The following is a 24,870-nucleotide window of genomic DNA, read 5'->3' as shown; positions in this document are numbered from 1 at the left end:
GTTTTCTGGCAAAAAAGGCAAAATGAAGGTCAAACTTTTTGCCGGTCTGGCCTTGGGCGGGGGAAAAACGGATAAGACCTGTTTGGCCTTGCTTGAGTACTATCCTCAATATCACAAGATTTTTTTGAGTCAGCTTTTTCCTCGGATTAAAACTGAAGAGGAGCTTTCGGCCGATCAAATAGTCTGCCAGCTACTTGATGGTTTGGGAAAGATCGAGACCGTTGGTTTTGACACTCCACTTAAGCTGCCTAAATGTCTCAGGTGCCGCCTCAAATGCCCTGGTTACGAGGACTGTGTCGAACCTGAAATCAAGTGGATGTGGAAATTCTATAGGGAGAGAAATAGGAAGAAGCGCCCCAAAAAGCTGTTCACTCCTTACACAGAGAGGTGTGCCGAACTCTATGTTTCTTCAGAGTTGGAAGAGGTTTTCCATCCCCCTCATGCCATGGGTTCTAATATTGCACCACTTACTGCCAGAGCACTATTCCTTCAAAGACGTATTGATGCGCCGGCTATTGAAGTGTACCCAAAGCTGTCCCTTTGGCGAATCGGCCGCGCACTGGGTGTAACCAAGTCCCACCTTCGCTTCCATAAGCACTCGGTCGGGGGGGATGAAAGCCGCGAAGCCATTCTTGAAAAGCTGGTGCAAAAAGACATAGCCTTTATCTACGAACAGGACGCCCGGACCATGATCGAGTTCGCGCCTGCATTTGAGGCCTTTATCTGCGCAATGACCGCAGTGTTAAAGTTTACCGGCCAAACAGAGCCTCGGCCAAAGGGTTTTCCCCGCTCCGAATCGTGGATTGAATTCCCTCGCGAAAACATTCGCTGGTAGAAGGTCCTGAGCAAGTCCTGAACACCTGTGCCTTGGGCAGTTCCAAATGTACAATGGATTTTATGGGTTTAAGACTTCTGATTGCCTTGAGTTGCATGTTTTTCATGGGAAAATCCTGGGCCGAAAATTCCGGACCGGTTGAGCATCCACTATTACGTCGCATCACTGTCTTTCCGTTGCAAGCCGATAACAGTCTGACCAAAGCGACCGAAGAAGCCTGGTGGCAGGTGAGAGAATCCCTAACAGAGAACCGGCGCTTTCTCGTTGCCAGTAAAAACTTCCTCATCCAAAAGGATGTTTATCAACCCCGGGGAGAGTTGAGCCCTGCCGATGCCATTATCCTGGGCAAACTTCTTGATGCTCATGCTCTGGTCGTGACCTACCTAAAGGCAAAAACACTCTACATGAAAGTCTACGAAGGGGATTATGGTAGGCTCTTGTGGCACCACGAGTTTCGCCTGCAGCCGTCCATTCCCGTGGCCCGGCAAATCCCTGGGGCGGCAAAAAAGCTGATTCTTGATTTTATTGCTTCAATTCCTTATCAAGGCTTTGTGGTAGTGGACAGTCTTATCGGAAAGCCCGTGTACTCGGAAAAGGACAAGTACCTGGTCAAGATCGATGTTGGAGAGAATTCGTTAATCGAAACCGGTGATCAAGTTCAGCTGGTAAGGGTATTTAGTGACAACTTGCGGCCGCTGTTTATCGACGGGGCTACTAGCGAGATTTTTGCTGAAGGACGGGTGGTAGCGGCCAATCGCAATGTTGTGACGGTTGAGGTTTTACGGGCCACCAAATTGGCAGAGATCAAGGAGATGTCCTTAGTTCGCCTCCCGCGTGAGCTGAAACGTTTGCGGCAGAGTTATGCTCTTAGGCAGAGTACCAGAACCGGTTTTGATCCGGAGATCATGGCTCCGGGCATGACATCTGTCGATAAGGAAATCGCTGAGAAAAAGCCCCTTGTCACTTCCATTAGCTTTATTGTGAATTTAGCGGCCTGGCTCATCTTGGCATTTTGATTGATCTCGAGGAGTTGCAGCCATGATTCAAAATCCCCTTAAGGTTGCGGTGGTTTTGGTTTTCCTGTTGTCCGGACTGGGCTCTGAAGCCGCCATGCCTAAGTGGCTCCAGGATATGCAGCAGTACCAGAAAAAGAAGGAGTCCACTCGTTGGACCATAGAGGATTGGCTGGCTCAGAAACAAAAAGTTCGTCTCATGGATTATTGGCTGGCTCTTAACACCGCACCGGTGAACTTTGAAGCGGCCCTTGGTGGTCTGTCTTACAAGTATGATGCCGAGTCATCATTGGCTCCAGGAGTAAATCAGGAAGAAGGCCTGAGCCGGGGTTGGTTGCATCTTTACTATAGGATTTTGGGTCTGTCGGCTGAATATGACAAATTGGATGGGGACGACAGTTCCATTTCCTATATGTTTAATTTCCGGCTGCTTGGGCCAACACTTCAGTCCACTCAGCTGACGCTTCACTACGGATTGAGTGAGCTGGATTCGACAGTGATATCCAGTCGGCGGGAGAATCAGTTCGCTGCCGCCACCATGACCTTATACCTTTTGCATTTTCTTGGTCTAGAGGGCCACTATCGCCGGTATTTTGCAAGCACCAATGACGCCAACATTGATGCCGAAGGCACTCGCCTGACTTACGGTGTATTTTTGGAATTCGGCTTTTTGCGTCTGTTTGGGAACCTGGCCCATGACAAGTGGACTTACACTCCACCGGCGAATCCAAGTTATGATATTGAGTACAAGGGGATGGAAGTTGGTGCACAGCTGTTTTTCTGACTTTCTTAGGGGAAAGTCTAACAGCATCTCTGGTTTTTTCCTCGTCGTTGTACTTTTGGCTGTCCCACCCCTATCTCATGGTCAAGAGGGCGTCGCCTATTCTGATGAGCAGTCGCTTTTTTTTGGCGCCAACGTGGGTACTTTGCTTCCCTTCGGAATCACAGGAGTGCGCGACAACTACGGTGGCTGGGGGCTGTGGTTTAGTCATCCCTCTGAGATTTCCCAGGTGGAGTATGGTTTTGTTCATGCCAGCGGAAAGGGTGTGGACTGGTACAATTTGCACATTGGTTTTCGTATTGACTACGATGTTCTCAAAGCTGTGCGTGGTTACTTTTCCATGGGGGCTAATGGGTATTATTACCAACGAAAACGCACCACTCTTCGGGAGTTCGACTTTGCGCCTTCCGGTGGTATTCACCTCGGCTTTGGCGTGATGCAAGAAGTATCAAAGGGGATCTTCGCCCGGGCCGACAGCAAGTTTGGCTTTGGCCCCGGCAAGACGCTTTATTTTGGTGTCGGCATGATGTGGGAGTTTGCCGGTGGTGGTGAAGGGCAGACGCCCTGAAAACAGGCCTCTGATTTTTTGAACCCCGAAATCCTTTGTCAGTGAACCCGGTCCTTTGCCGACCATTCTCCGCAAATCCTCACGCACCTTTTCGGCCGCAGGCTCGTCTTCGGGTCGCGTCAGGTTTCCTGCCGCGCCTTGTTCGGCTGAGCCTATTCCCTTCGGTCACTCAGCCTCCTGCCCTGCGCGACGGTGAGGATTCGGATTTACGGAAATGGTTCGGCAATCGGACCTTTTTCCGGACAAAGACAGCACATGGTTTCGTAGTTTAAAAAAATAAGAGGGCCAGTCTTTTGATTGTATTTCACTTGAAGACTAGATGTGTTGGGCGAAGAGTTTGTTATAGTGGTTTTGGACGCTTTTGAGGTCCACTTTGTTGAAGAAGGAAGAGAAGCTCATCCATACTGCGATTCCGTTGATGTCTGCGAACTGTTGAGGCAGATAAGTCGGGGGCAGAACCAGTCCTTCCTTGTAACCACGATAAATCAAAGGAACATCATCGACGTGGACCTTTCCGGCAAATAGAAAGGGGATCAGAAAGGGCTTGTTAGCTCGAATTGCCGTACGCATGAAATTGTAGTTTTCGACAAAGCCTTTGCAGTAGGAGATGTCCTTGGTAAACGGACAGCCACCGGTGAAATCACCTCCACGGAAGACGCGAAAGGAATTTTTGATGCAGTCTTCTTCGCTGTATCCTTCAGTGCGGAAGTACTCAAAGACCTGAACCAGGTCGGCTCCATCTTCAGCCTTGGCAACCGCAATAATGCGATCATTGATAATCTGGGCGCGCATGACAGACGTGCGAAAGGTAAAAATCTCCATAAGAACAGCAAGGCCTTCTTGAGTGGAGGTGCACCGGGGTGGGCCAATCGACAGCCACTTGGCCACGTTCTGCAGCCGTCCATTAATGGTGGTTCCGACGTGAACCCAGCCCTCATGGACTTCAAAGATGTCCAAATCCCTTTTGGAAAACATGGCATCTTTACGTAACTTGATTTTGTCCCCTCCCGCAGCCGCATCAGAGATGATGCCATCTGAAATGACAGCCTCGATGCGCAGATCCCCGTAGGTGCTGAGAAATCGATTGTTCAGATCTTCCATCGCCTGGTCTGCAGTCAGAATTTTGTCATTATTGGGAATTGTAAGAGTATTTTTGATGCCCGTTAGGATTTTATAAAGCAAAAGAGACATTTGCAGAACAGTATTCTTGTCAGACACCAGGTGATCACTGGTTGACCCATAAAGCTTTTTGGAGATTTCTGAAAAGCGTTTTGTTCCTCTGTTTTGCAGCATTTCGAGAATTAAGATGTATTGGTCGGCGATTTCCGTCAAAAGATAGCCAAAATCATCCGTCGGTTTGAGCTCCAGTCTAATTTTGGCCTTGATATCCTGAAGCTCAGAGATTTTTTTGCCGCAATCTAGGTCGCTCGATGAGGAGTAGTCCTCCGGTCGAATTTTGGGGATGTCTTTGAAACTGGATTGACGGAACTGCTCAACGACTTCAGGTTTTGGCCGGATGGAATTGAGAATGCGAATGGGTTCCTGGGCTGTGACCAAGGCAGACGATAGAAATTTAAGCTTTTCCTTATAAGTCTGCCAAGCCATACAAGTGTCTTATCGGTAAAGGTAGGCCTGCACCTTTAACTGACCTTTTATCGAGCCGTCTTGATTAACAAGTCTCCCGATCCAGCTTTGGCCGTAATCTTGAGATTGGCTTTTCGAGAATTAGGAAAGTCATTTTTGATCCGTCCACTCCCAGAGATCAACTCGCTTAAAATGCTGGACCCTTTGGGAAGAGTCACATCCACATCACCACTGCCAGTACGAATGTCCAGAAGCCCGTGTGGCTTGGCTCCGTATGCTATTTTGATGTCACCGCTACCGCTGTGGACAAATAGCTCGCCTTTGCTGGTCGGGGAGAGTCTTAGGCGAATATCCCCACTGCCAGTTTTGACTCGCGCTTGGTTGGTCAGAATTTGGTCCACATCGACCTTACCGCTACCTGATACAACTTGAAGTTGAGTGACTTCTGCGCGAACTTCTACATCCCCACTGCCGGATTTAATATCAACTGCCCCTTTGGTTCCCACGATTTCAATGCTCCCTGATCCCGAATACAAATTTTGGTTTACCTGTTCTGGAAGGCTGACAATGAAGTCAACCTCGCATTTGTTCTCCAGAACCCAGGACTCATCTTCGACCTCAACAATCAACTGGCCGGTGGCTTCAGTGTGGGTCACCTTCATGGTGCATTTTGGTCCCCACTTCTTTTTCTCGGCGACCACAGCAGCCTTTGCGGATTTAGTAGCGGCCACTTCAATTTTCCCCGAAGTGTTTCGGATCTGAAAATCCTTGATTTGGTCTGCAGGGAATTCCTTGATTTCTGTTTTCGCCCAGGAACTGTTTGCGCCAACCGCAAATAAAATCGTGAGAATTACCAATTTCATCGTGTCGTTCTCCCCTCTAGAAGGTCACTTTGTTGTCGATGCTGGCGGAATGCCCGCAAGGCTCGATGGTCAAAATACTCGTCAAGTCCGGGAACTGATTTGGGCATTCCCGTCATTGCCCCCATCCAGCTTTCCCGGGTCTCCATACACAAAAACAAGTTCCAGCCTTCTCCCTGGCGACGGAATTCGTTTAAGACAAAATCGAACATGGTTCGCCGCATATCCAAATCGTAGCGGAACTTGCCATCGTGACTCCTAAACATCTCAGCCTGAGTAACATAAGATTTCAAGCCAAATCTTTCCCTCATGATGTGGCGCTGTTCTGGTTGAAAGCGCAGAGCGCCTAGAGAGATGGTGAGCACCTCATTTGGAGTGAACCACTTGGTAATTTCCTCAACTAAACCCTTGTAGTTTTCCTGCCAGCCCGGATGAAAAATCAAAGGGTCCAGGTGAAAGGTCAAAAGGTACCCCTTGTCCCGGCATTTGCGGGCGGCCTGAAGCCTCTTCTGTAACGAGGCGGTGTCAAATTCCTCCTGATCAATAACGTGTTGGGGGTTCAAGGACCAGCTGACGATGACGTTGCCGGCGTGATCCATGTCGAGAAACTGATCCACCTTTGAGGACTTGGTTTTCAACTCCAATCGCCAATGGGGAGCCCGGCGAAAAAAAGCGATGAGCTCCCGCGAGTACAAGGTCAGGTCGTCCAAGCTCAAACTATCAACTGTTTCGCCTGTACCAATGCGCAAATTCATGTCCGGTTGTTCATCGAGGAATTCAGCCATCTCTCTGAGAGCCTGCTCCATATTTGTGTAGATGGTCAGCAGCGGAGTGTTGAGAAAGCTCTGCAAATAACAATAGGTGCAGTTCATATCGCACTGGAGTCCCAGATTTAGGACAAAATAATTGCAGCAGGCCAGGCCCGGCCGTGCCCCTGGGCAGCGTTTAAAAAAACGCCCTTTGTATTCAGTCAGGTAAAGGAGGCGCTTGCTGCGATTAAACTCATCAGCCGACAGATGATCGCCTGGTTCCGAAAGGGGAGTGTGATCGACTTGCTCAACCTTATCGGCGGCGAAGATTTTCCTAGCCCGTCTGGCAACCGGGGAGTTCCAACTATCGCGGTGTATGAAGACTTTGTCGAACTGGGTTTCTAGCCTTGGACTCCAGCCTATTTGTTCCAAAGCAGACCATCCTTAGCTAAAGCCTTTTCCACTTTTGCCAGCCCCTCAAGTTTGTTGTGGAAGTCCTCCAGGGAATCCGCGTGAAAGCGCACATCCAAAAGGCCCTTATCCCCTTGGCGAATCCATTGGCCTTGGGTCCGTGATGGCCAGGGCAGGCGACTCATCTGTATCTGTTTTTCACAGTCGCGGGATTGAGTGTGAGGAAAGCGAAGGGCTTTTAATCTTTCCAGCCATTGGTTGTCAGACTCTCCAGGCATAGGCGCAAGTTCCGACCACCTGGAGTCCATCAATAACAAATCAACAGCCCATTCCAGCGCCTGAACTCCCTGGGACTTGGACAGGCGCGACTTCGCCAAACACTCCCATAGTCCGTTTTCCAATTTGGGCTGAGGCAGGGCACGTACCGGGGCTAAATCCCGAGGACTTAGTTGCTTTTCTGAACACCAGTTTTGAAAAGACATGGGTAGAGTCACCAGGTAGTGACAGGTTTTTTCCAGCTCGTCATTCCATCTGTAGCCATAGCGGCGGAAAAGGGCCTCGATGCTGTGGCCCCAGCGAGGGTCATTCTTTACCAGAGACCAAAGACGAGCCAGCTCCGCTAAACTCAAAACTGGATAGCAGAGTTGGAAGACCTCAAGCGGCGAATTGCCCTCCGATAGGTCCACGGCATTGCCTTCGCTCTGATCAAACCCGGTTAAAACTTCCTCTTCCCAGCAATAGGGGGGTAGTCGCTTAGGCCAGAGTTTGAGTGGGGTAAAATCCCAGTTTTTTTTGCATTGCACAAGGGGACGGCTTTTCATGGGCTGGGAGTTATCATAAATTCTGCAAGTAGTCGACTGTCCATTCAGAATGGGATATCAAGGACTTATGGCAGATTGGAGAATGAGAGCGGAGATTTCCGCAGATGTGGCCTTTTTCCCCTATGTCACTCGAGAGGTGGAGAGGCGCGCCCGTGAGGTTTACGTTTGGGACTTGGATAAAACCTATTTGGACACTCGGTTTGAAACCCTTGGTGGTCTGTGGCGCACGGTTGTGGAAAAGGCCTTTCAAAAAAAGAATGTTCCCGGTACGGGTGCCCTGGCGAGGGCCCTAAAAAAAAATTGGGAAGAAAATCACCTGGAGGCGGCCAACGAATTTGCCATTTATTTTATCACCGCTTCGCCGCCTCAGCTTGAGCGCAAGATCTATGAAAAGCTGGTTTTTGACGGCATCTATCCCTTTGGGATTTATTTTAAGGATAATTTGCAGAACCTGCAGCCCAAGCGCTGGTGGCGCTTGACCCAGCAGGTAGGCTACAAGCTTCAGGCTTTGTTGTCCTTGCGGCTGAGGCTCGACAGTGATGTGAAGTTAGTCATGTGGGGAGATGACAGTGAGTCGGATGCAGTGATTTACTCACTGTTCTCTGACATCTGTACTCGACGCCTGGAAACTGAAGAGTTGCGTGAAGTGATGAAGGCCCTGCATGTGGTGGGTTCACAAATGGACGTGATCTTCGAGCTCCAGGAGCAGATTCCTTCCATTGACCCAGTCGACAAAGTTTACATTAATTTGGCCGAAGATACAGATGCCGACTACTACGTGAAGTTTGGTCGCCGGACTCTTCCTACTTATTGCAGTTTTCAAACGGCCCTTGATTTGTTTCAAGATAAGAGACTGGATGGTGACCTGGTGGTGCGGGTGGCCCAGGATTTGGTCACGAATTTTGGCTATACCTACGATGAGCTGGAACGGTATTTGGACGATATGATTCGTCGCCAACGAATCGGTGAAGAGGCTCTGGCAGAGCTGCTGCCCATACTCCAAAGTCACGGCATGATCCATGCCAAATGGGAGCCGTCGATTGCTCCCAAACCCATCGCTGACCAGGTCGATGGTCGAGTGTTGGCCCTAGAAGGTAGTTACGAGCCTTGGGTCCCAGAGCGTATCGATTATCTTCACGACTATCGTTAACACGTTTATTCGAAGCTGAGAGGATAGGAGCGCACAATAGGTGAGCCAGTGAATTCTTGAAAGCGACAGGTCTGAAACACGCTGACGAGGCAATCCATCAACTGCTTGTTTTCAATGGAAGTCTGGAGAACCTTGGCGTCCTCGATCTTGCCCCGAGGTTGAATGGTAAATCCAACCAGCACTTGTCCCTTTACTTGACCCATTTCACGAATGGCATTGGCCTGGCACCGCTGGAAATTTTTCTTCTGGAGACCTATGACTTCCTCGATATATTTATTTGTTAATGTTTCTGCCAGACCTTTGGAATCCCCTGACTGGGACAGAGTTCCTCCCTCTTCTGTCCCCCCCCCAGAGTCGGATGGTGGTATTGGAGTGGAGTCATTGTTATCCACCCGGGCGAGGCCTAACTCAGAACTGTGCAACCTTAGCGTAAAAGGTGGTTTTTTTGGTCGATGACCAGGGCTAAACAGCTGCCGATCTTGAATGACAAAGAGCTTTCCCCGTTTGCCTCTCTTCAAGACTTTGATGTCGCCAATTAGCACAGTTAAATAAACAGGAGAGTTGGAGTCGGCCGGGTTCCAGTACTCAATCACTGCTTTGGTTTTCTCTTCCAAGCGGAGTTCATCTCCCGAGGGAAAACGTACGTCCAGGTGGGACCGACGCTCCACGGTGAGTAAGTCCTGATGATGGAGAGTCCCGGACCTTCTCAGGCGCGAATCCTTGGTTCGCCCGTGATGCCGGCGCCAGACACGGCCATTGACCAAGATGTATTTAGCCACCTCCGGTTTGAGATGACGTCTTTGTTTGGGCAAAAAGTATTGGGCTGTAAACTGACTGAGATCCGGCGTAAAGGAAAACACTGTCAGGCCAACAACCAGAGTGGAAAATACGACTAACAAAACCGGGTTTTTCACCATAGGCAAAGCATATCACTCCACCGTGAGGCTTCAAACCGCAATATCGGCGATATTGGGTGAGTATTTGGGAACTATTCCGCGGGAGGGGTGGCCTCAGGAGCAGATTCTTGTGGCTGTTCCGCTGGAGAGGTAGCTTTCTCTACAGGTGCCGCAGCAGGCGCGGTTTCGGTAGCGGCAGGAGGAACATATTCGTCCATCAAGCTCGATTGAGGCCGACTGGTCCAATATGCTAATAGCAAGCAAGTAACGGCAAAACCAATGGCCGTGTAGCGAGTCATCTTGGTCAGAAAATCGGCTCCGCCGGTTGCGCCAAACAAAGTGTTAGATCCACCGCCGCCGCCAAACACACCAGCTGCACCGCCTCCCTTAGAATCCTGCAGAAGCACGAAGACAATCAAAATCAAAGCGATAAACAGGTGAATAACTGTGACAAAAGTGAGCATGTTTGACGCACCTCCGAAGCCACGCAGTATAGGGGAGAGGGCGGGGGTCGTCACCTTTTTTTTCGTCGAATTTTGCCTCCAGGGAATCAGGCAGCGGGAGCCCAAAAATCTCCAATTTTATAAGAATTTTGGGTACTTAGGACTAGGCTGAGGCAGTGGCCGACAATTTCCACGAAGCGGATTTCATTGTCGGTGAGGCTTTTCTTCTCCGCCGGAAGGCGCAGAGACAGAACTCCAAACATCTTCTGGGAGCGGGAAATGGGGCACACGATGATGGAGTTGAACATAATGCTCTTGAGGTTCGACTTTATGGCTTTTAACTCGGCACTGGTGTCCAAATTCTCAATCGCCACCATCAGGCCCGTGTTGTAGACATGAACGATTTCCGGGTATTTGTTGAGATCCAGTTCGATTCCGGCCGCATTCCGGTCATCGTGGGAAGTCACCACAACTCCGCGCTCATGGTCCACCACCTGGACAACGGAGCAACGAACGCCGCCCAATTTAAGAGCCACCATGCGGGTCAGGTTAAAGGCGATTTCCGGGATGGGATCAGAGGCAATCGAGGCCCGCAACACCAAATCAGTCAGGTGGAGAAGCAAGGTTCCCTCGTCGACATTCTTGTCCTTGAGTGAGGAAATGTCTTTGACGATGCGGTTCTTGCGACAGTGGAAAACCAGGCGCTGGAGCATATCTTCATAGCGAAAGGGTTTGACCACATAGTCGGTGGCTCCCAATTCCAGGGACATCCGCACATTTGAGCGCACGTTGTGACCCGAGAGAACAATGACCTCGGTAAAAGAACTGTTGCGTCCCTTCTGTCCGCCCTTTACGTGATCCAAAAGATCGTAGGCGTTGCCCTCGGGAAGCATAAGATCAGCAAGAACAAATCGGGGTCGCCAATCGGAGATGAGAGACTTGGCTTCACGGCCATTGTGTACGGTTTTGACCTCGAATCCGCTTTCGATCAAAAAGTCGGACAGCCGCCTTGCCAATTGGCGGTCGTCATCGGCAACCAGAACTCGGATTTTAGTCAGCGTAGCCATACCTGCTCTTATCGGGGGTCCAGACGGGAAAATTGACGATTCCTCTGCTATCTCAAGGGTTTCTAAACCGAAGGCGAGCTGGTGTGGAGCGGCGCTCTGGTCGGGAAAAGGGAGTGACTTTTGGAGGGCAAGCAGAGAGAAAGATCACATGGCATTTCTTGTTTTTGAAGGTCTGGACGGGGCCGGAAAATCCACCTTGATTTCAGGTGTCGAAAACCATCTCAAGGCTTTGGGCCAGAAGGTCCACTTGACCCGGGAACCGGGTGGAACACCTCTTGGCGAAGAAATCCGCCAGCAACTTTTGCGGGTTGAAGGTGACACTCCTGTACCGCGTGCAGAGATGCTTCTCTATGAGGCCGCCCGGGCCCAACACGTGGATAGGGTGATTCGTCCTGGTTTGGCCGAGGGCAAGTGGATCTTATGTGACCGCTTTGCCCCTAGTACAGTGGCTTTTCAGGTGGGTGGTCGTGGATTGGACCGCACCGCCATTGATTATCTCAATAGTTATGCCACTGACGGACTGTTGCCGGATTTAGTGGTTCTTGTTGATCTACCGGTTGAGGAGTCCCTGGCGCGAATGGCAAAAAGGGAAGAGAAAACCGGTCAGGAGAAGGACCGTTTTGAGCGTGAGGAGCGTCGTTTTCACGAGGGCGTGCGGGCCAGTTATTTGCAGCAGGCCAAAGAAGATGAGCAGCGTTGGTTGGTCTTGGACGGCATGAAAAACCCTGAGGACTTATTGCAGGCTTTGTTGATGGAAATGGAGAAGCGCGGATGGCTCGCCTCTTTGACCAAGTAGTTGGCCACTCGAAACCCATCGAGCAACTGATTGCCGCCGTAGAGAGTGGTCGCCTGTCTCATACCTTGTTGTTGGTGGGACCTTCGGGGATTGGCAAAGCCCTGGTGGCGCGGGGGCTGGCTCAGGCTTTGGTGTGTGAAACAAGTCATCGTGCTTGTGGGGCTTGTCCTTCCTGTATCCGCATGGGTAAAGGGGAGAGTGAAGCTCTTTTGCATGTTGCCCCTGACGGCAGTCAAATCAAGAGGGAACAGGCTCAGGAGGTTTTGCGCTTTCTCAACCTTCAGGCATGGGGCAAAGCTCGTGTGGTAATTATTGAGGAGGCCCACCTATTAAACGTGCAGGCCGCCAATGCACTTCTTAAGTCTCTTGAAGAACCACCGGAAAAAACTTTTTTTATTCTCACGGCGGTGAACGCCTATGGAGTATTGCCTACGATCCGCTCGCGTTCACAGGTGACTCGGCTGGCTCCATTAGGGCGCGAAGAAGTGCGCGGCATGGGCGGTGTTGAAGATTGGATGGTGGAGTCCTGTATGGGGCGGCTCGATGTGTTGTCGCAACTTCGGGAACCCGAGGTCATGGAGCGCAGGCAAGAGGCCTTGCGCCTGTGGGCGGGATTAGGAGAGAGACGGCCAATGGAACTGGCCAAAGCCTCTATTGAACAGGCGGGAGACAAAGAGGGTTCCATGCAGCTGATCCAGTGGTGGCGCCAGATGTTGCGGGATGCGCGCTTTTGTCAGGACGACCTGGAGCCTTTGATCCATTCAGATTTTCGTCAACCCATTGAGCGTTTCAGCCAACTGGCGCCCGATGTCCTTCATTGGTTGCACCAGGAGCTGATGGAGTTGGAGGCGGGAATGAAAGGGAACTGGGACCGACAACTGGCCTTTGAGACTTTCTTTTTGCGTGCCGATGAGCTGGTCAGAGCTCAGGCAAATCCTTAGGAGTGATTGGCAGTGACCCGCTGGATTGATGTGCACACACATTTGAACATGTTGGAAGTCTCCCCTCAGGAGGCACTTGCCCGCGCTAAGGCGGCTGGGGTTGAGAGGCTGATCACTATCGGCACCCAACCCGAGGATCACCAACTGGTTCAGGATATCGCCAAAGACTTGGGTGCCGAGGTCTATTGCACTTTGGGTGTCCACCCCCACGATGCCAGCAAATACAGCGATGAAGTGGGAGAATCGATAAGACAGTCCTTGAGCAACCCTCAGGTGGTTGCGGTGGCAGAGATCGGTTTGGATTATTACTACGATATGTCCCCCCGCGAGGTGCAGAAAGAGGCCTTCGAAAGGCAGCTGCAGATAGCCCTCGACACACAAATGCCCGTGGAGATTCACACCCGGGACGCCGAAGAAGACACGGTGGCCATTTTGAAGAACTTCTCTGGCAAGATCAAAGGGCTCATGCATTGCTTTACGGGCACCCAGTGGTTGGCGGATGAGTGCCTAAAACTTGGGCTGAACATCAGCTTCAGTGGTGTGGTGACATTTCGCAATGCGGATCCCCTGCGTGAGGTGTGTCGGAGTGTACCTTTGGACCGTCTGCATGTGGAAACCGATGCTCCATTTTTGGCTCCAGTTCCCCAGCGGGGCAAAAAGAACGAGCCGGCCTTCGTGGTTCACACGGCGGAGTTAGTCTCCCAACTCAAAGGAGTTTCGCCGTCGGAATTGGCTGATCAAACCCGGGCCAATGCCCTTCGTCTTTTCCCACGCATTGATTGGGAATAAATTTCCCGCGCAAGATAACTTAAACACTGCGTTTTTCGCGAATATCTTGGTTTTCTCCACGACTTGTAATAGAAAACGCAAGTTTTCTTAGGATGATTTTTTTAGCAAAGGAGTCACTTGTGAGCCGCCTACGCGTTGGTATTAATGGTTTTGGTCGTATTGGTCGTATTTTGTTCCGTGCTGGATTTGAGCGCTTGGAAATTGTAGGAATTAACGATCTTGGTGGAGCAAAAGGAGCCGCTCACCTGTTGAAGTACGACAGCGCCCACGGCAAGTATGCTCATGATGTGAAGGCTGGCGAAAACGAACTCATTGTCAACGGCAAAGCCATCCCCATGTCGGCTGAGCGCGACCCGGCCAACATTCCCTGGGACAAGTGGGGAGTGGATGTGGTTCTGGAGTGTACGGGTGTTTTCAAAAAAAGAGAAGACTTTGCCAAGCACCTAACTGCAGGAGCCAAGCGAGTACTGGTGTCTGCGCCTGCTGAAGGTGCTGACCTGACCATCGTTTACGGTATCAACCAGGAGCTCTATGATCCCAGCAAACACCAGATTTTGAGTAATGCTTCTTGCACCACCAACTGTTTGGCGCCGATGGCAAAAGTTCTTCAAGATGCCTTTGGCATTGAGAAGGGTTTTATGACCACCATTCACTCCTACACCAATGATCAAATGGTGTTAGATGGTTTTCACAAGGATCTTCGTCGGGCTCGCTCTGCAGCCATTTCCATGATTCCCACTACCACTGGTGCGGCAAAAGCTGTGGGCCAGGTATTGCCAGAGCTGGCAGGTAAAGTCGATGGCGTTGCCATTCGTGTTCCCACACCAGACGCCAGTTTGGTGGACCTGGTGTTTGAATCCAAGAATGAAGTGAGCGTTGAAGCCATCAACAAGGCACTCAAGGCAGCTGCTGACGGTCCTCTCAAAGGTGTATTGCGCTGTGAAGATGCGCCCCTGGTGAGCTGTGACTTTATCGGTGAATCAGCCAGTTCGGTGATCGACACCCAAAGCACAATGGTATTGGGCAAGAACTTTGCCAAGGTGTTCTCTTGGTACGACAACGAAATGGGCTTCTCTCACCGCATGGTGGATATGGCTCTTTATATGGCCGACCGCGGTCTATAAGAAAGAGGTAAACTCAAATGGTGTCCAAGACCCTCCAGGGAATCAAGTCTATCGAAGAGCTGGATCTGAAAGAAAAGAATGTTTTTATCCGCGTGGACTTCAATGTCCCAATGGATGGTGACAAGATCACGGATGACAATCGTATCCAGGCGGCTCTTCCGACCATTCGCTATGCTCTAGACAAGGGAGCGAGAATTATGCTCGCCTCCCACCTGGGCCGACCCAAGGGCAAAGTTAACATGGAGTATTCCTTAGAGCCGGTGGGCGCCCACTTGAGTGACTTGTTGAATTTGGATGTGGTGCTGATTGATGAACTGCGCAGTGACGCCCCGAAGGCCTTGTTTAAGGGCTGGAAGGATGGACAGATCTTGTTGCTGCAAAATCTTCGCTTTGATCCAGACGAAGAGAAAAACGGACATGATCTGGCCCAAGCCATCTCTGAATATACCGATGTGTACATCAACGATGCTTTTGGTGCCAGCCACCGGGCTCACTCCAGTATTGTGGCGCTACCTCAGGAAATCAAAGAGCGAGGAGTGGGATTTCTGATGAAAAAGGAAATCGAATTTCTCGACAAGATCCTCTACGACCATGAGACTCCCTTTATGACCATTCTTGGAGGAGCCAAAGTGAGCGACAAGATTGGTGTCATTGAAAACCTGATCGACAAAGTGGATGTCTTTTTGGTGGGTGGAGCCATGGCCTATACCTTTCAGGCAGCTCAAGGTTTGCCTGTGGGTGATTCGCTGGTGGAAAAAGACAAAATCAAATTCGCCGGTGAGCTGATTGAAAGGGTGAAGGCCCGGAACAAAAAGATTCTTCTGCCCGTGGATCACATTGTGGTCCCAGCCTTTGACAAAGTCGATGAGGCCAAGCCAACCGAGGGGGTCGCTATCCCTGAAGGATGGATGGGTGTGGACATTGGGCCCAAGACCCAGGCGATTTATCGTGAGGAAATCAAGCGCGCCAAAACGGTTTTTTGGAATGGACCCATGGGCGTGTTTGAAAAAGAGCCTCTGGCCAAAGGAACCTTCACTGTGGCTCAAGCCTTGGCTGACAACCAAGATGCCATGACCATTGTTGGTGGTGGGGATTCAGCTGCGGCGGCTAAGGCCTCTGGTTTGGCTGATAAGATGAAACATATCTCCACCGGTGGCGGGGCGAGCCTTGAGTATTTGCAGGGAGATAAACTTCCTGGAATTGAAGCAGTGAGAAGTTAATTAGACCTGGAGACGGAAAGGTGACTTCCATGGGACAAAAAGAAATCATTTGTGCGGCCAACTGGAAAATGAACAAGAACCCCCAGGAAACAGAAAAGTACCTGAAGGAATTGGTTCAATTGGCACCATCAGGAAGTCAGGCCAGCTTTGCGATTTTTCCCCCTGCCCTTTGTTTGGCCACAGCTGCTCAGGCTCTAAAGGGTTCGCAGATCGGTTGGGGAGCACAGAACACCCATTTTGAAAACAGCGGGGCTTTCACAGGTGAAAATTCGGCCGAAGTGGTAAAAGGCCTGGGTGCGACCCATTGTTTGGTGGGACATAGCGAACGACGAAGTCTGTTTGGCGAAACCAATGAGGACTGCGCTAAGAAGGTGGCAGCCATTCAAAGCCAAGGAATGATCCCGGTTCTGTGTTTGGGTGAAAGCCTCGAACAAAGAGAGAGCGGAGAAACCAATCAGGTTATTCTCAAACAGCTCCGTGAAGGTTTAAAGTCTGTCGATTGGAGCAAAGCCCTGTGGTTGGCCTACGAGCCCGTTTGGGCCATTGGTACCGGCAAGGTGGCTACACCCGATCAGGCGAACGAGGCGCAGGCAGTTTTGCGCAAAGAACTTGTTGCTATGGTGGGCGCCGAAAAAGCGGCGGCCATTCCTATTCTTTACGGTGGCAGCGTGAAGCCCGACAATGCTCGTGAGTTGGCCCAGCAGCCGGAAGTAGACGGATTCTTGATCGGTGGGGCAGGCTTGGTCTTGGAAAGTCTAATGAAGATCTACACCGCGGCGAACAACAAATCCTGAGAAAGATCGAGAGCGCCAATCACCTTAGGCGGATCTCTTACTTCTAAACTTCTGAAAGCGGTTATGGATGTCGACAAAGGGTGTCCAGTAGCAACCCCAAACGGAGTCGTAGCCCTTTTCCAGGTTCTCTCCCAAGCCATACTCTAGGTGCTCATCGGTTTTTGGAATGTAAAGAGTTTTAAACATCCAATCCCAAATTGCCAGGCCGACGCCGATGTTGGTGTCGCAGTGATAGCGCACCCAGCCTGCCACTTGAGGGCGTTGGATATCTTTGTTCACCTTGAGGTAGCTATGGTGGACATGGTGTTGTAGAGGACTCATCAGAATGTAACTGAGCGGGCGGGGGAAGTTCCAGCGAATATGGCTGTGCCTGAGGGTGTGAAAAAATTGAAAAAAGATGAACAAAAAGGCATTCATGCCGAACAGGCGAATCATGTTCACTTCCACGACCAGGTACTGAAAGCTGCCGTAGAGAATGCCGAGAAAGATCGCCGGGAAAAACTTGAATAAAAACATATCCACCGGGTGGGCTCGTGCCCGAGTCACCACATTGAGGACTTTTGCTGTATGGTGAGTTTTGTGAAACTCCCAAAGGCCGGGAACCCGATGTAAAAGGTAATGTCCCAAAAAGCCGCCAAAATCAGTGGCCACCCAAAACAATAGAGAAAAGGTCAGATCCACACCAAAACCACCTTCAATACTCTTGGTGGTAAAATGTCCCTCCAAAAACTGAACCGTCCAACCTTTAGTAACGGTCACGGCGAGAAAGAGATGAACCAAAAAAAATGTGGTGAGAGGAAGTAGAGTCAGGTAGAGCTTATAATCCACAATAGACGAAGGATGGAGCCAAACCTTCTTGTCAAAAATGTAGCCGAAAATCTCGCCCCAGGTGGAGGCCGGCCGACGCAGCTTGAGAACAACCAGGCTGATCATAAGGGCGATAAATACCGCACTCCAGAACTGCCAATTAAAGGGGTGAAAGTAATCAAAAGTCGGTGTTGATCCCGCTTTTGTCATTCCCGATTTTAAAAAATCCCACATGTCTTCTAGTGTACATGAGGGATCAAAGGCTGCAACTAGAGGCCCGTCGCGTCTGGACTACAAGGGGCAGAGACGGGTGTTTGTTTCATTTTGAGATCATCCCCTCGGGCGACAATTTGCTTGCCCAATAGACAATCCTCCATAGATCAGACGTACCACAAGTTTGGATTCCACCTAGATTGCTTGTGAGTTGGACTCCAAATTGAAAGGTCAGTTGTCTCTGGTATTGGGTGGTTCATGACAGATTTTAATAAATATGGAGTCTCAAGGCTTCAATCGATAATCTTTGCTTTCTCGTTGGGGTTGGCCTTATCCCTGCTTGTGGGTTGTGGTGAGTTCGAGGCACAACAAACTCAGTCCTTAGATGGGGCCACAGTGACCGGCAATGGTTCTGAGTTGGGATCTCCACTTGGACCAGGGCAGCCATTGACTCCCGAAGTAGGGGCTCCTGAAGTTCCTCCGGCTTCACCTCCGCCCCAACCATCGGCGGCGGAGAAAAAGACCGCGGCCCTGGAGGCGGAGTGGGCCAAGGCAAAACCCGAGATGAAAGAGTACATCAATGCCTGGGGGAGCAAGGCCTACACTCTTTACAACGCTCAAATCTACATAGCCAGCTTTGTTCAGGAGGCAGTGACGAGAAACCGTCATGATTGGCTGCTGGACTTGATGGAAGTGTATATGACGGCTCAGCCCAAACTGACCCGTGTGAACAAGTATCTTTATTACTTTCCTAACACTCCCTCAGCCAGTCCTCGTCAAGGGGAGAGGTCTCTCGGTCGCACTATGAGTCTTTGGCTGGATCCACCGACTTCGGGGTTTACGGTGGGACAGGAGAGTTTTTTAGTCAGTACCCAGTTTCTCTATCCGGTGACACTTCTGATTGCGGCCGCTGCCCGTGATCCGAAACTGGCCTCAGACACCAGGGCAAAGAACTTTGTGAATGCATTTTTGTCGGTGGCTCTTCACGATCACTATCGAAGGTGGATCTTCAATCGGGATGCTCCCATGGGAGTGTTTCAAGTTCAGGGCTGGGGATGCAACAGTGGGCACTTCAGTCATGCGCAACGCGTGGCTCATTTGTACAGCCGCCGGTTTGGCACCAGCTACTTTAGTCCTTATCGCAACCTGGGCTACTGCAATTCCCTATGGGATGTGGATTTATGGATTATTGCTGGAGTCACCCATTTGCTTTACGCGCGAGAACTCAGACCAGATTGGTTTTCGTCTTTAAGTGCCTCTGAGGCCAATGCCTTGCGCACTCACGTGGCCAATGGCGTGGAGCTCTTTGCCAGTCGACTGTCGGTGGGGACAAGGAAAAACCGCCAAGGGCAAAACCGCGAGGTCGTCTACTACGAGATAGGTGGAATGAGGGGGCACCCTGACTATGCCTATTCTGGCGATACCAACCCCAGTTTTCCCGGGTGGACCCGACAGGGCAGTCCGGCCCAACGGCCTCCCAAGGAAGATCCCAATGCCAGTAATGACCTGAGCCATTCCCGACGGGTTGTTCGCTTTCTTTTCTCCTTGGACAAGTTTGGTATTCCTCTGGGAATCGTCAATCCCGCGTGGTTGATTCGTGTCCATCAGGGCATGGCCAATCAATTGGCCTACGGCGTATTCAACGGTAGTTTCAGTAATCCCCTTTTCACCAACTTCTTAAATGGAACTAACGGTTGGTATCGGGTGAATTACTCTAATCGGGAGAACTTTGGCTATGAGCCTTGGTCATGGTCTCAAGGTCGGTCGACACTTACGGGGGGCTATTACTCATGGTCTCGTTACAACGCTGATTTGGTTCCGATTGCCATCGCGGCAGCAAAAAAGGAAACCTACCCCTCGGTGTTTGACCGCCTGCAAATTTATTCTGCCCTACCCAGCGATTTCTGGTAGCTGAGGCCGTCTTCGGGAATCCCCTATTGACAAGCTCTTGGTGGTTCGAGATGACCGAAGGCAAATGGCTTTTGAGTTCTCGGACTATCGGAATTTGGGGTTTGGCTTGTATCATTTACGGATCGCCTTTCTAGTGGCGTTTTTCACATGGGTGTCTTTGGCCCTGGCCAGTGATATGGACCCCCTTGAGAATCAAAACATCAACGGCGTGTGGGATCTCAAGTCCATGGACTGCGAAACCGGACGGCTCACGGATTCTGGACAAAAGGTATTTCGCGCTGTCAAAGACGGCAGCGTGGAGGCCGTCGCTCGGTTCAAAAATTCTCTGGCGGTTGTCGACAGCCGCTCATGGGGCAATCCGGACAAAAAAGGTGGCTTTTGCCGCTCGATCAGCCAACAGCGATGGAATTTGGTGGGCAGTGGCTCTTTGACTTCGGATCAAATCATCGTGGATCGCAGTGGTTCCAACTGCGGTGGCGGCCGGTCTAAACACAAGGAGCAGACGGTGTCGAACTTCATTGTTCTCGGCGACACCCTAAAGCTCTACCTGCAAGAAGCCGTGGATTTTCGCACTGGAATTCTCCGTAAGAGCGGTCATACCTGCACAACAGGGCCCGTGACCCTGACCTTCGAGAGGTCTTCTCTCGCCGAGTAGGGCGGCCTGTTTGACAAAAACCCCTCGGTTTTGTCAAAAACCCTAGTCATTTTGACAACTTTCGCCAGAATCCGTCATCGACACAAAGCGACAATAACGCGATAAGTCAGTATCCTTGTATTCAATTGAGACGCCGAAAGGCGAAAACAAGGAGTGACCAGATGAAACGTATCGACCCCTTCCACACTTTCCTCTACGCGATGGCTTTAATCGTAGTTGCCATGATGGTTTCAAAGGCCTCAGCCCTAGATTTTGACAAAGAAATCCAAAAGCAGGAGACCATGACCGTGACCCTGCTGGAGGACTTGAATGACAAAAAAGATAATAATATTAAAGATTTAAAGGGGCAAAACAAAGGGGATCGCACGGGCCTTAAGGTCATGTTGATCTCCAAGAAGTAAGATCCCTAAACCCTATCGTCCATCTCCTCGGTATCCGCCAGCCAAATATGGCGGAAAAGTGGCGGAATCATTATGTGGTTCCGCCACTTGTTTTTGGCGGAAAATTGGCGGAAAATAGAAGGATGGGTAAGTATAAAGCCTTCGAAAAACACCGCATTCCTTATGAGTTCGAGTACACCGAGAGGCTTGTCCACTTCCTGATGATGATCGCGGAGACCAAGCCATACATTGAGGAGAATTTGGCCAAGCCCTTGGAAGTACAGCTCCTTCGTCAGGCCAAAATCCGCGCCATTACATTTTCCAATCAGATTGAGGGCAACCCTTTGGGTGAAAGGGGAGTGACTCAGGCATTGGAGGGTAAGCACGAACATGAGGGAGATAACGCGGTTAAAGAAGTGCGCAACTATGGGGACGCACTCGACTATGCCATTCGCATTGCCAAGGCCAAGCGTCGTCTGACCACGAAAGATCTGTGTGATATTCAAAAACTCATCACTTCGGGAGTGCTGTCAGACAAGCACGTGGGAGTGATCCGCAATATTTCAGTCTCCATTGGCGATGCCTCCACAGGGGTGCAGTTAGACAGTTGTCCCGAGCCCAAGTATTTGGAAGACCTCCTCGAAGACTTGTGGGAGTGGGTGGAAGACCATCACGACGCCAATGCCTTCGCTTTGGCATTTGCCTTTCACTACTTGTTTATTGCAATTCACCCCTTTGCCGACGGCAACGGGCGAACCGTGCGTATCATGCAGCACTTGTTGCTCTTGAGATCCGGTGAATCCATCGCTCAGTTTGTGCCAAGTGAATCTGTCATTATGGCCACCCGAAGCGAATACTACTCAACCATCAGGCAATGCAAGATTCTCGGCACTCTCAATCCCTTTTTGGAATACCTGGCCGAGTGTTTTGCTCTGGCCGCTGAAAACGTGGTCTACGAAAGAAAGACTTTGCTTCTGCAAAGTGCTCACCGCAAGCCCGAGGCCCGCCGGGAAAAAATTGTCAGCATAGGTATGCAAAGAAAGGCCTTTACCATTCAGGACGTAATCGAAGCCTTGCCTGATATCCCTCGCCGCACTTTAGAGAGAGATCTGGAGTACCTGGTCAAAGAAGGAAAACTCCAAGCCAAAGGCGAAACCCGGGCGCGGGTGTATACGAATGTTGAGTGACCGTCACTCAAAACCGATCAAGTCAAACCCAGCCATAAAGATCTGATACCGTTTAGAGAGGACTTTGACGGTGAAGGTGAGCTCGGTGAAAGAGCGGGGCGGATTTCTCAACTCGGCTCCGTGAGTTCCGCGCAAGATGAACGAAGCTCGTCCACCAAAGCTACCCATCGAGGTTTGCCGGGGCCATTCCTCATAACCAACAAGGGGCCCAATGCGAAACCAGGGGCCCAAACACCACATGAGGCGAAACTCGGGAGCCAGAGTGACGACATAATCATTTTCTTCACCTTCAAGCCAACCAATCACTGCTGCTGATTCGACGAGCAGGCGATCCAAAAATAAGGCGGGCCAGCGGTAGGTCATATCCAGGGCGGTGAAGTGGCTGATGTCGGTATCGGTGCGCACTCCATAGTAGTGGCCGTAAATCTGAAACCGACTGCCACCGTAATCGATGTAGTTTTTGAGCTCTCCACTTTCGCGGTAGTGTTTCCAAATCGCTGACTTCCAACCCTTGCGGTAAAGGCCTTCTGATTCCAATTTGCGATTGGGGAAAAAAGACTTGTAGGTGCCATCGAGGTCGCCCCCTCGGAAATGGCTTTCCTCGGCAAGGATACCATCGAGGTAGTAAGTTCGCCAGCGCCCTTCCTTTTGACTAAAAAGAAAGTGGCCTTCCTGCAGGAGCTTTCCTTCGGGTGAGGTTTTGATAAAGGGTCCGTTTTTTTCATTGGGTGAGGTTTCACACCAGTTCTCGGTTTCACCTTTGCCCACAGTGGTCTGACTGAGCTTGCTTCCCTTTGGACAACTAAGTCCGTGAGCACCAGTCGAGAACACAAGAAGAACAAAAGCAAAAATCCATTTCACAGTGCACAGGATGCCCGCTGCAAGACTAGAGGGCAAGTGAGAGAAAGAGAGGATTGTGTCTCAATGTGGTTCTCTGTGGCGTTATTCATCGAATGAAAGAGGCCTTAATTCGGCGGCGCATTTGTGTCCCATTTGGCGAATTTCAAGGTCTCAGTGCTCTGCGTGGCAATTGACTGGGCACAGAAAGTCCTTGAGACTTCAGGAAAGATTTATCACGCGTCAAGTCATTATCCATGTTTCATTAATGAATACCAATATTTACTATTCTTTTTACTCTTGCTGGACCTGGGTCGAGTTTGCTATCATGGATGAACAGCAAGACGGAGGTCTTGTTGGGAGGCCGAGTGGTTTTAGTTGCCCAAGAGGGGCAAACACTCAAACCAAACGTGGGCTCGGCGCTCTGATCAACCAACATCCTTTACGGGAGCAAGGATTGATGCAGAAGCCAGTTCATTATCGCCGCTGCCACGTGTGCGGCACACTCAACCAACAAAAAGAGCGCAAGGTCGAGAATTGTTCCCAATGTGGAAAACACCTTTGTCAGTTCTTTTATTTTGATGATCGTCTGACCAGTGTTCCTTGTGACACAGCATTGAGACCGATGCAATTTGCCGGCGAGTTTTACCCGATTCAGGGATTAACGGTTTATTGGGAGGCCTTTTAGGTTTCCTTGATTATCGAAGGGCGTCACTTGTATTTGCCATACCTCCCGGTGTTTTTCTTTTTAACAGTCTTGTTTTCGGGTCTCGTTAGGCCGACCGTGGGCTATGCTAAAGATCGACTATCGTCGGCACCGGCAACGTCTCCCACTCCCATTGCAAAGCCCGAAGATTTTGAGCGCAAGGTAAAGATCGAGGTCTGCCAACTGAGGTCTAAAGGTCTCCTCGCCCAAGTCCAAGAGCTCTGCGATCAAATGGAAAAAGGAGCCTTGATGTTGATGACCAGGAAATTCAATCAGAAGTGTCAGGCCTTCATTGATGAAAACGGTCAACTGGGTGAGTGGGGGGTGCAACTCCTTCAGACAATCAGTAGGGTCGACAATGATTGTTTTTTCCAACAGCTGGATGTGACCGGTCTCTGTCCCCGCTTTCCCCAAATGAATCGAATTGAAAAATCCAAATTCTGGGTATGGGTCTTTGCCTCTATCGCGCAGAAGGAGTCTAGCTGCAACCCAAGTGCTCAGACCAGAGGGTTTTACGGCGAGGCTGATGGGCTATTTCAGTTGGAGCACTCCTATGCACTCAGGCGGGGCTCAGGTCGAGATCCTGACTTGTGTCGCACAAGGGGACCAACGGATTCCCAGGATGTGACTTTTCAATTTGAGTGTGCAGTCAGTATTTTTCGCGATGTCCATTGCAAACAGAATCGGCCAATTGAGTATAAGGGCGGCTACTGGGAAAAAATGCGCGGAACCAGAAGAGGTATCTCGGCCCTGATTAAACAGTTCCCGGGGTGTAAATGAAAAAATTGAAGTGCCAGCCAAGAATTCAATACGGGTCCTTTTTGCGACTCTTGATATTTTGCAGTTACCTGGCCGGTTCTATGGGGATTCATTCACAACCAAAGGATCAGGCGGGAAAAAAACCAATAGCAGCTGTTGGCGGGAGTGGTCTGATCGTTGGGGAGTATGAAGCCGACGGCGAGCAGAGTGAGAAGTGTCTGGAGGGTCAGCTGAAGTGGATTAAGAGCAATGAATCTCAGACTCTGATGATCGGCGCTCGCGGTCTTCTTTTTGGCCTGGGAGCCGAGAAGCCTGAAAAATCTCAAGATGGTGAATGTCAGTTGGAGTTTTGGTCCAAGCAGGAAGCCAATGTGATTTCCGGGTGGCAGGAAGAGAAGTGTAAAAAGTCTCCCCTGCGCCGCTATGAAACCGAAATTACCCCAGTGAAGGACGGCTTGATTTACAAAAGGCGAGTCCTGACCGACAAAAAGGAGTCAGAATCTCTCACTTGCCGCCTTAAGCTCGTTAAAAATGCAACGCATTAGTCAGTGACCTTGTTCCCCAAAAGACTGT

At 50.5% G+C, this 24,870-nt stretch carries 27 protein-coding genes; 18 read left to right on the top strand and 9 right to left on the bottom strand.

All coding sequences use genetic code 11. The features are described from left to right. Positions 1-22: 22 nt before the first annotated feature. From H6624_15970 to H6624_15955, 4 genes are all read left to right on the top strand, one after another. Entirely contained in the window at positions 23-835 is an 813-nt protein-coding gene (locus H6624_15970) for a DUF429 domain-containing protein (protein MCB9085845.1), read from the top strand. Positions 836-897: 62 nt separating this feature from the next. Continuing rightward, the gene (locus H6624_15965; GenBank protein MCB9085844.1) at positions 898-1,851 is read left to right on the top strand and encodes a hypothetical protein; all 954 of its coding nucleotides are present in this window, start codon (positions 898-900) and stop codon (positions 1,849-1,851) included. Between the two features lie 22 nt (positions 1,852-1,873). After that, a complete protein-coding gene (locus tag H6624_15960) occupies positions 1,874-2,632 on the top strand; it encodes a hypothetical protein (protein MCB9085843.1) in 759 nt (252 codons plus the stop codon). Continuing rightward, on the top strand, positions 2,613-3,197 hold the full coding sequence (locus H6624_15955) for a hypothetical protein (protein ID MCB9085842.1): 585 nt from the start codon (positions 2,613-2,615) through the stop codon (positions 3,195-3,197). Before H6624_15960 ends, H6624_15955 begins: the two co-directional genes overlap by 20 nt. A gap of 315 nt (positions 3,198-3,512) precedes the next feature. Here H6624_15955 and H6624_15950 read toward each other — a convergent pair whose 3' ends face one another. The 4 genes from H6624_15950 to H6624_15935 are packed head-to-tail and all read right to left on the bottom strand — an operon-like array spanning position 3,513 to position 7,622. Next, positions 3,513-4,802 (bottom strand): DUF1704 domain-containing protein, encoded by a 1,290-nt coding sequence (locus H6624_15950; protein ID MCB9085841.1) that lies wholly within the window; start codon positions 4,800-4,802, stop codon positions 3,513-3,515. Positions 4,803-4,849: 47 nt separating this feature from the next. Further along, on the bottom strand, positions 4,850-5,644 hold the full coding sequence (locus tag H6624_15945; protein ID MCB9085840.1) for a DUF4097 family beta strand repeat protein: 795 nt from the start codon (positions 5,642-5,644) through the stop codon (positions 4,850-4,852). After that, positions 5,641-6,822 (bottom strand): radical SAM protein, encoded by a 1,182-nt coding sequence (locus H6624_15940; GenBank protein ID MCB9085839.1) that lies wholly within the window; start codon positions 6,820-6,822, stop codon positions 5,641-5,643. The genes H6624_15945 and H6624_15940 overlap by 4 nt, the downstream gene beginning before the upstream one ends. Beyond that, entirely contained in the window at positions 6,810-7,622 is an 813-nt protein-coding gene (locus tag H6624_15935; protein ID MCB9085838.1) for a hypothetical protein, read from the bottom strand. Before H6624_15935 ends, H6624_15940 begins: the two co-directional genes overlap by 13 nt. A 67-nt stretch (positions 7,623-7,689) precedes the next feature. On the opposite strand from H6624_15935, the gene H6624_15930 reads away from it, so the two are divergent. Beyond that, positions 7,690-8,772: a hypothetical protein gene (locus tag H6624_15930; GenBank protein ID MCB9085837.1), complete on the top strand. Its 1,083-nt coding sequence runs from the start codon at positions 7,690-7,692 to the stop codon at positions 8,770-8,772. Positions 8,773-8,777: 5 nt separating this feature from the next. Here H6624_15930 and H6624_15925 read toward each other — a convergent pair whose 3' ends face one another. The 3 genes from H6624_15925 to H6624_15915 all read right to left on the bottom strand — a co-directional run bounded on the left by H6624_15925 (position 8,778) and on the right by H6624_15915 (position 11,178). Beyond that, the gene (locus H6624_15925) at positions 8,778-9,695 is read right to left on the bottom strand and encodes an AgmX/PglI C-terminal domain-containing protein (protein ID MCB9085836.1); all 918 of its coding nucleotides are present in this window, start codon (positions 9,693-9,695) and stop codon (positions 8,778-8,780) included. A gap of 65 nt (positions 9,696-9,760) precedes the next feature. Next, entirely contained in the window at positions 9,761-10,132 is a 372-nt protein-coding gene (gene secG, locus H6624_15920) for a preprotein translocase subunit SecG (GenBank protein MCB9085835.1), read from the bottom strand. Positions 10,133-10,218: 86 nt separating this feature from the next. Then, positions 10,219-11,178 carry a response regulator gene (locus H6624_15915; GenBank protein MCB9085834.1) on the bottom strand — a complete coding sequence of 320 codons (960 nt, stop codon included), beginning with the start codon at positions 11,176-11,178 and terminating at the stop codon, positions 10,219-10,221. Positions 11,179-11,326: 148 nt separating this feature from the next. Here H6624_15915 and tmk point away from each other — a divergent pair, with 148 nt between their 5' ends. The 6 genes from tmk to H6624_15885 all read left to right on the top strand — a co-directional run bounded on the left by tmk (position 11,327) and on the right by H6624_15885 (position 16,842). After that, positions 11,327-11,974 (top strand): dTMP kinase, encoded by a 648-nt coding sequence (tmk, locus tag H6624_15910; GenBank protein MCB9085833.1) that lies wholly within the window; start codon positions 11,327-11,329, stop codon positions 11,972-11,974. After that, a complete protein-coding gene (locus H6624_15905; GenBank protein MCB9085832.1) occupies positions 11,950-12,915 on the top strand; it encodes an AAA family ATPase in 966 nt (321 codons plus the stop codon). Before tmk ends, H6624_15905 begins: the two co-directional genes overlap by 25 nt. Before the next feature lie 12 nt (positions 12,916-12,927). Then, entirely contained in the window at positions 12,928-13,704 is a 777-nt protein-coding gene (locus tag H6624_15900) for a TatD family hydrolase (GenBank protein MCB9085831.1), read from the top strand. A 92-nt stretch (positions 13,705-13,796) separates the two neighbouring features. After that, a complete protein-coding gene (gene gap, locus H6624_15895) occupies positions 13,797-14,828 on the top strand; it encodes a type I glyceraldehyde-3-phosphate dehydrogenase (GenBank protein ID MCB9085830.1) in 1,032 nt (343 codons plus the stop codon). Positions 14,829-14,845: 17 nt separating this feature from the next. Beyond that, entirely contained in the window at positions 14,846-16,048 is a 1,203-nt protein-coding gene (locus H6624_15890; protein MCB9085829.1) for a phosphoglycerate kinase, read from the top strand. A 29-nt stretch (positions 16,049-16,077) separates the two neighbouring features. Beyond that, positions 16,078-16,842, top strand: coding sequence for a triose-phosphate isomerase (locus H6624_15885; GenBank protein ID MCB9085828.1), 765 nt, complete (start codon positions 16,078-16,080; stop codon positions 16,840-16,842). 24 nt (positions 16,843-16,866) lie between these two features. Here H6624_15885 and H6624_15880 read toward each other — a convergent pair whose 3' ends face one another. Next, positions 16,867-17,859, bottom strand: coding sequence for a sterol desaturase family protein (locus tag H6624_15880; GenBank protein ID MCB9085827.1), 993 nt, complete (start codon positions 17,857-17,859; stop codon positions 16,867-16,869). 261 nt (positions 17,860-18,120) lie between these two features. On the opposite strand from H6624_15880, the gene H6624_15875 reads away from it, so the two are divergent. From H6624_15875 to H6624_15860, 4 genes are all read left to right on the top strand, one after another. Next, complete coding sequence (locus tag H6624_15875; protein MCB9085826.1) at positions 18,121-19,773, top strand: hypothetical protein; 1,653 nt, start codon at positions 18,121-18,123, stop codon at positions 19,771-19,773. Between the two features lie 106 nt (positions 19,774-19,879). Beyond that, complete coding sequence (locus tag H6624_15870) at positions 19,880-20,428, top strand: hypothetical protein (GenBank protein ID MCB9085825.1); 549 nt, start codon at positions 19,880-19,882, stop codon at positions 20,426-20,428. 161 nt (positions 20,429-20,589) lie between these two features. Beyond that, positions 20,590-20,829 (top strand): hypothetical protein, encoded by a 240-nt coding sequence (locus H6624_15865; protein ID MCB9085824.1) that lies wholly within the window; start codon positions 20,590-20,592, stop codon positions 20,827-20,829. Positions 20,830-20,951: 122 nt separating this feature from the next. Beyond that, the gene (locus H6624_15860) at positions 20,952-21,995 is read left to right on the top strand and encodes a Fic family protein (GenBank protein ID MCB9085823.1); all 1,044 of its coding nucleotides are present in this window, start codon (positions 20,952-20,954) and stop codon (positions 21,993-21,995) included. Positions 21,996-21,998: 3 nt separating this feature from the next. On the opposite strand, the gene H6624_15855 is transcribed toward H6624_15860, so the two are convergent. After that, on the bottom strand, positions 21,999-22,856 hold the full coding sequence (locus H6624_15855; GenBank protein MCB9085822.1) for a hypothetical protein: 858 nt from the start codon (positions 22,854-22,856) through the stop codon (positions 21,999-22,001). A 436-nt stretch (positions 22,857-23,292) separates the two neighbouring features. On the opposite strand from H6624_15855, the gene H6624_15850 reads away from it, so the two are divergent. Genes H6624_15850 through H6624_15840 form a run of 3 tightly spaced genes read left to right on the top strand, consistent with a single transcriptional unit; the run spans position 23,293 to position 24,842 of the window. Further along, positions 23,293-23,520: a hypothetical protein gene (locus H6624_15850; GenBank protein ID MCB9085821.1), complete on the top strand. Its 228-nt coding sequence runs from the start codon at positions 23,293-23,295 to the stop codon at positions 23,518-23,520. Positions 23,521-23,526: 6 nt separating this feature from the next. Continuing rightward, complete coding sequence (locus tag H6624_15845) at positions 23,527-24,318, top strand: hypothetical protein (GenBank protein ID MCB9085820.1); 792 nt, start codon at positions 23,527-23,529, stop codon at positions 24,316-24,318. Further along, entirely contained in the window at positions 24,315-24,842 is a 528-nt protein-coding gene (locus H6624_15840) for a hypothetical protein (GenBank protein MCB9085819.1), read from the top strand. The genes H6624_15845 and H6624_15840 overlap by 4 nt, the downstream gene beginning before the upstream one ends. Positions 24,843-24,870 lie beyond the last annotated feature (28 nt).

This window comes from Pseudobdellovibrionaceae bacterium, assembly GCA_020635075.1.
Taxonomy (GTDB): Bacteria; Bdellovibrionota; Bdellovibrionia; order Bdellovibrionales; family UBA1609; genus JADZEO01.
The sequence above is the reverse complement of the archived record's forward strand: the minus strand, read 5'-3'. Positions and strand labels throughout refer to the sequence as shown.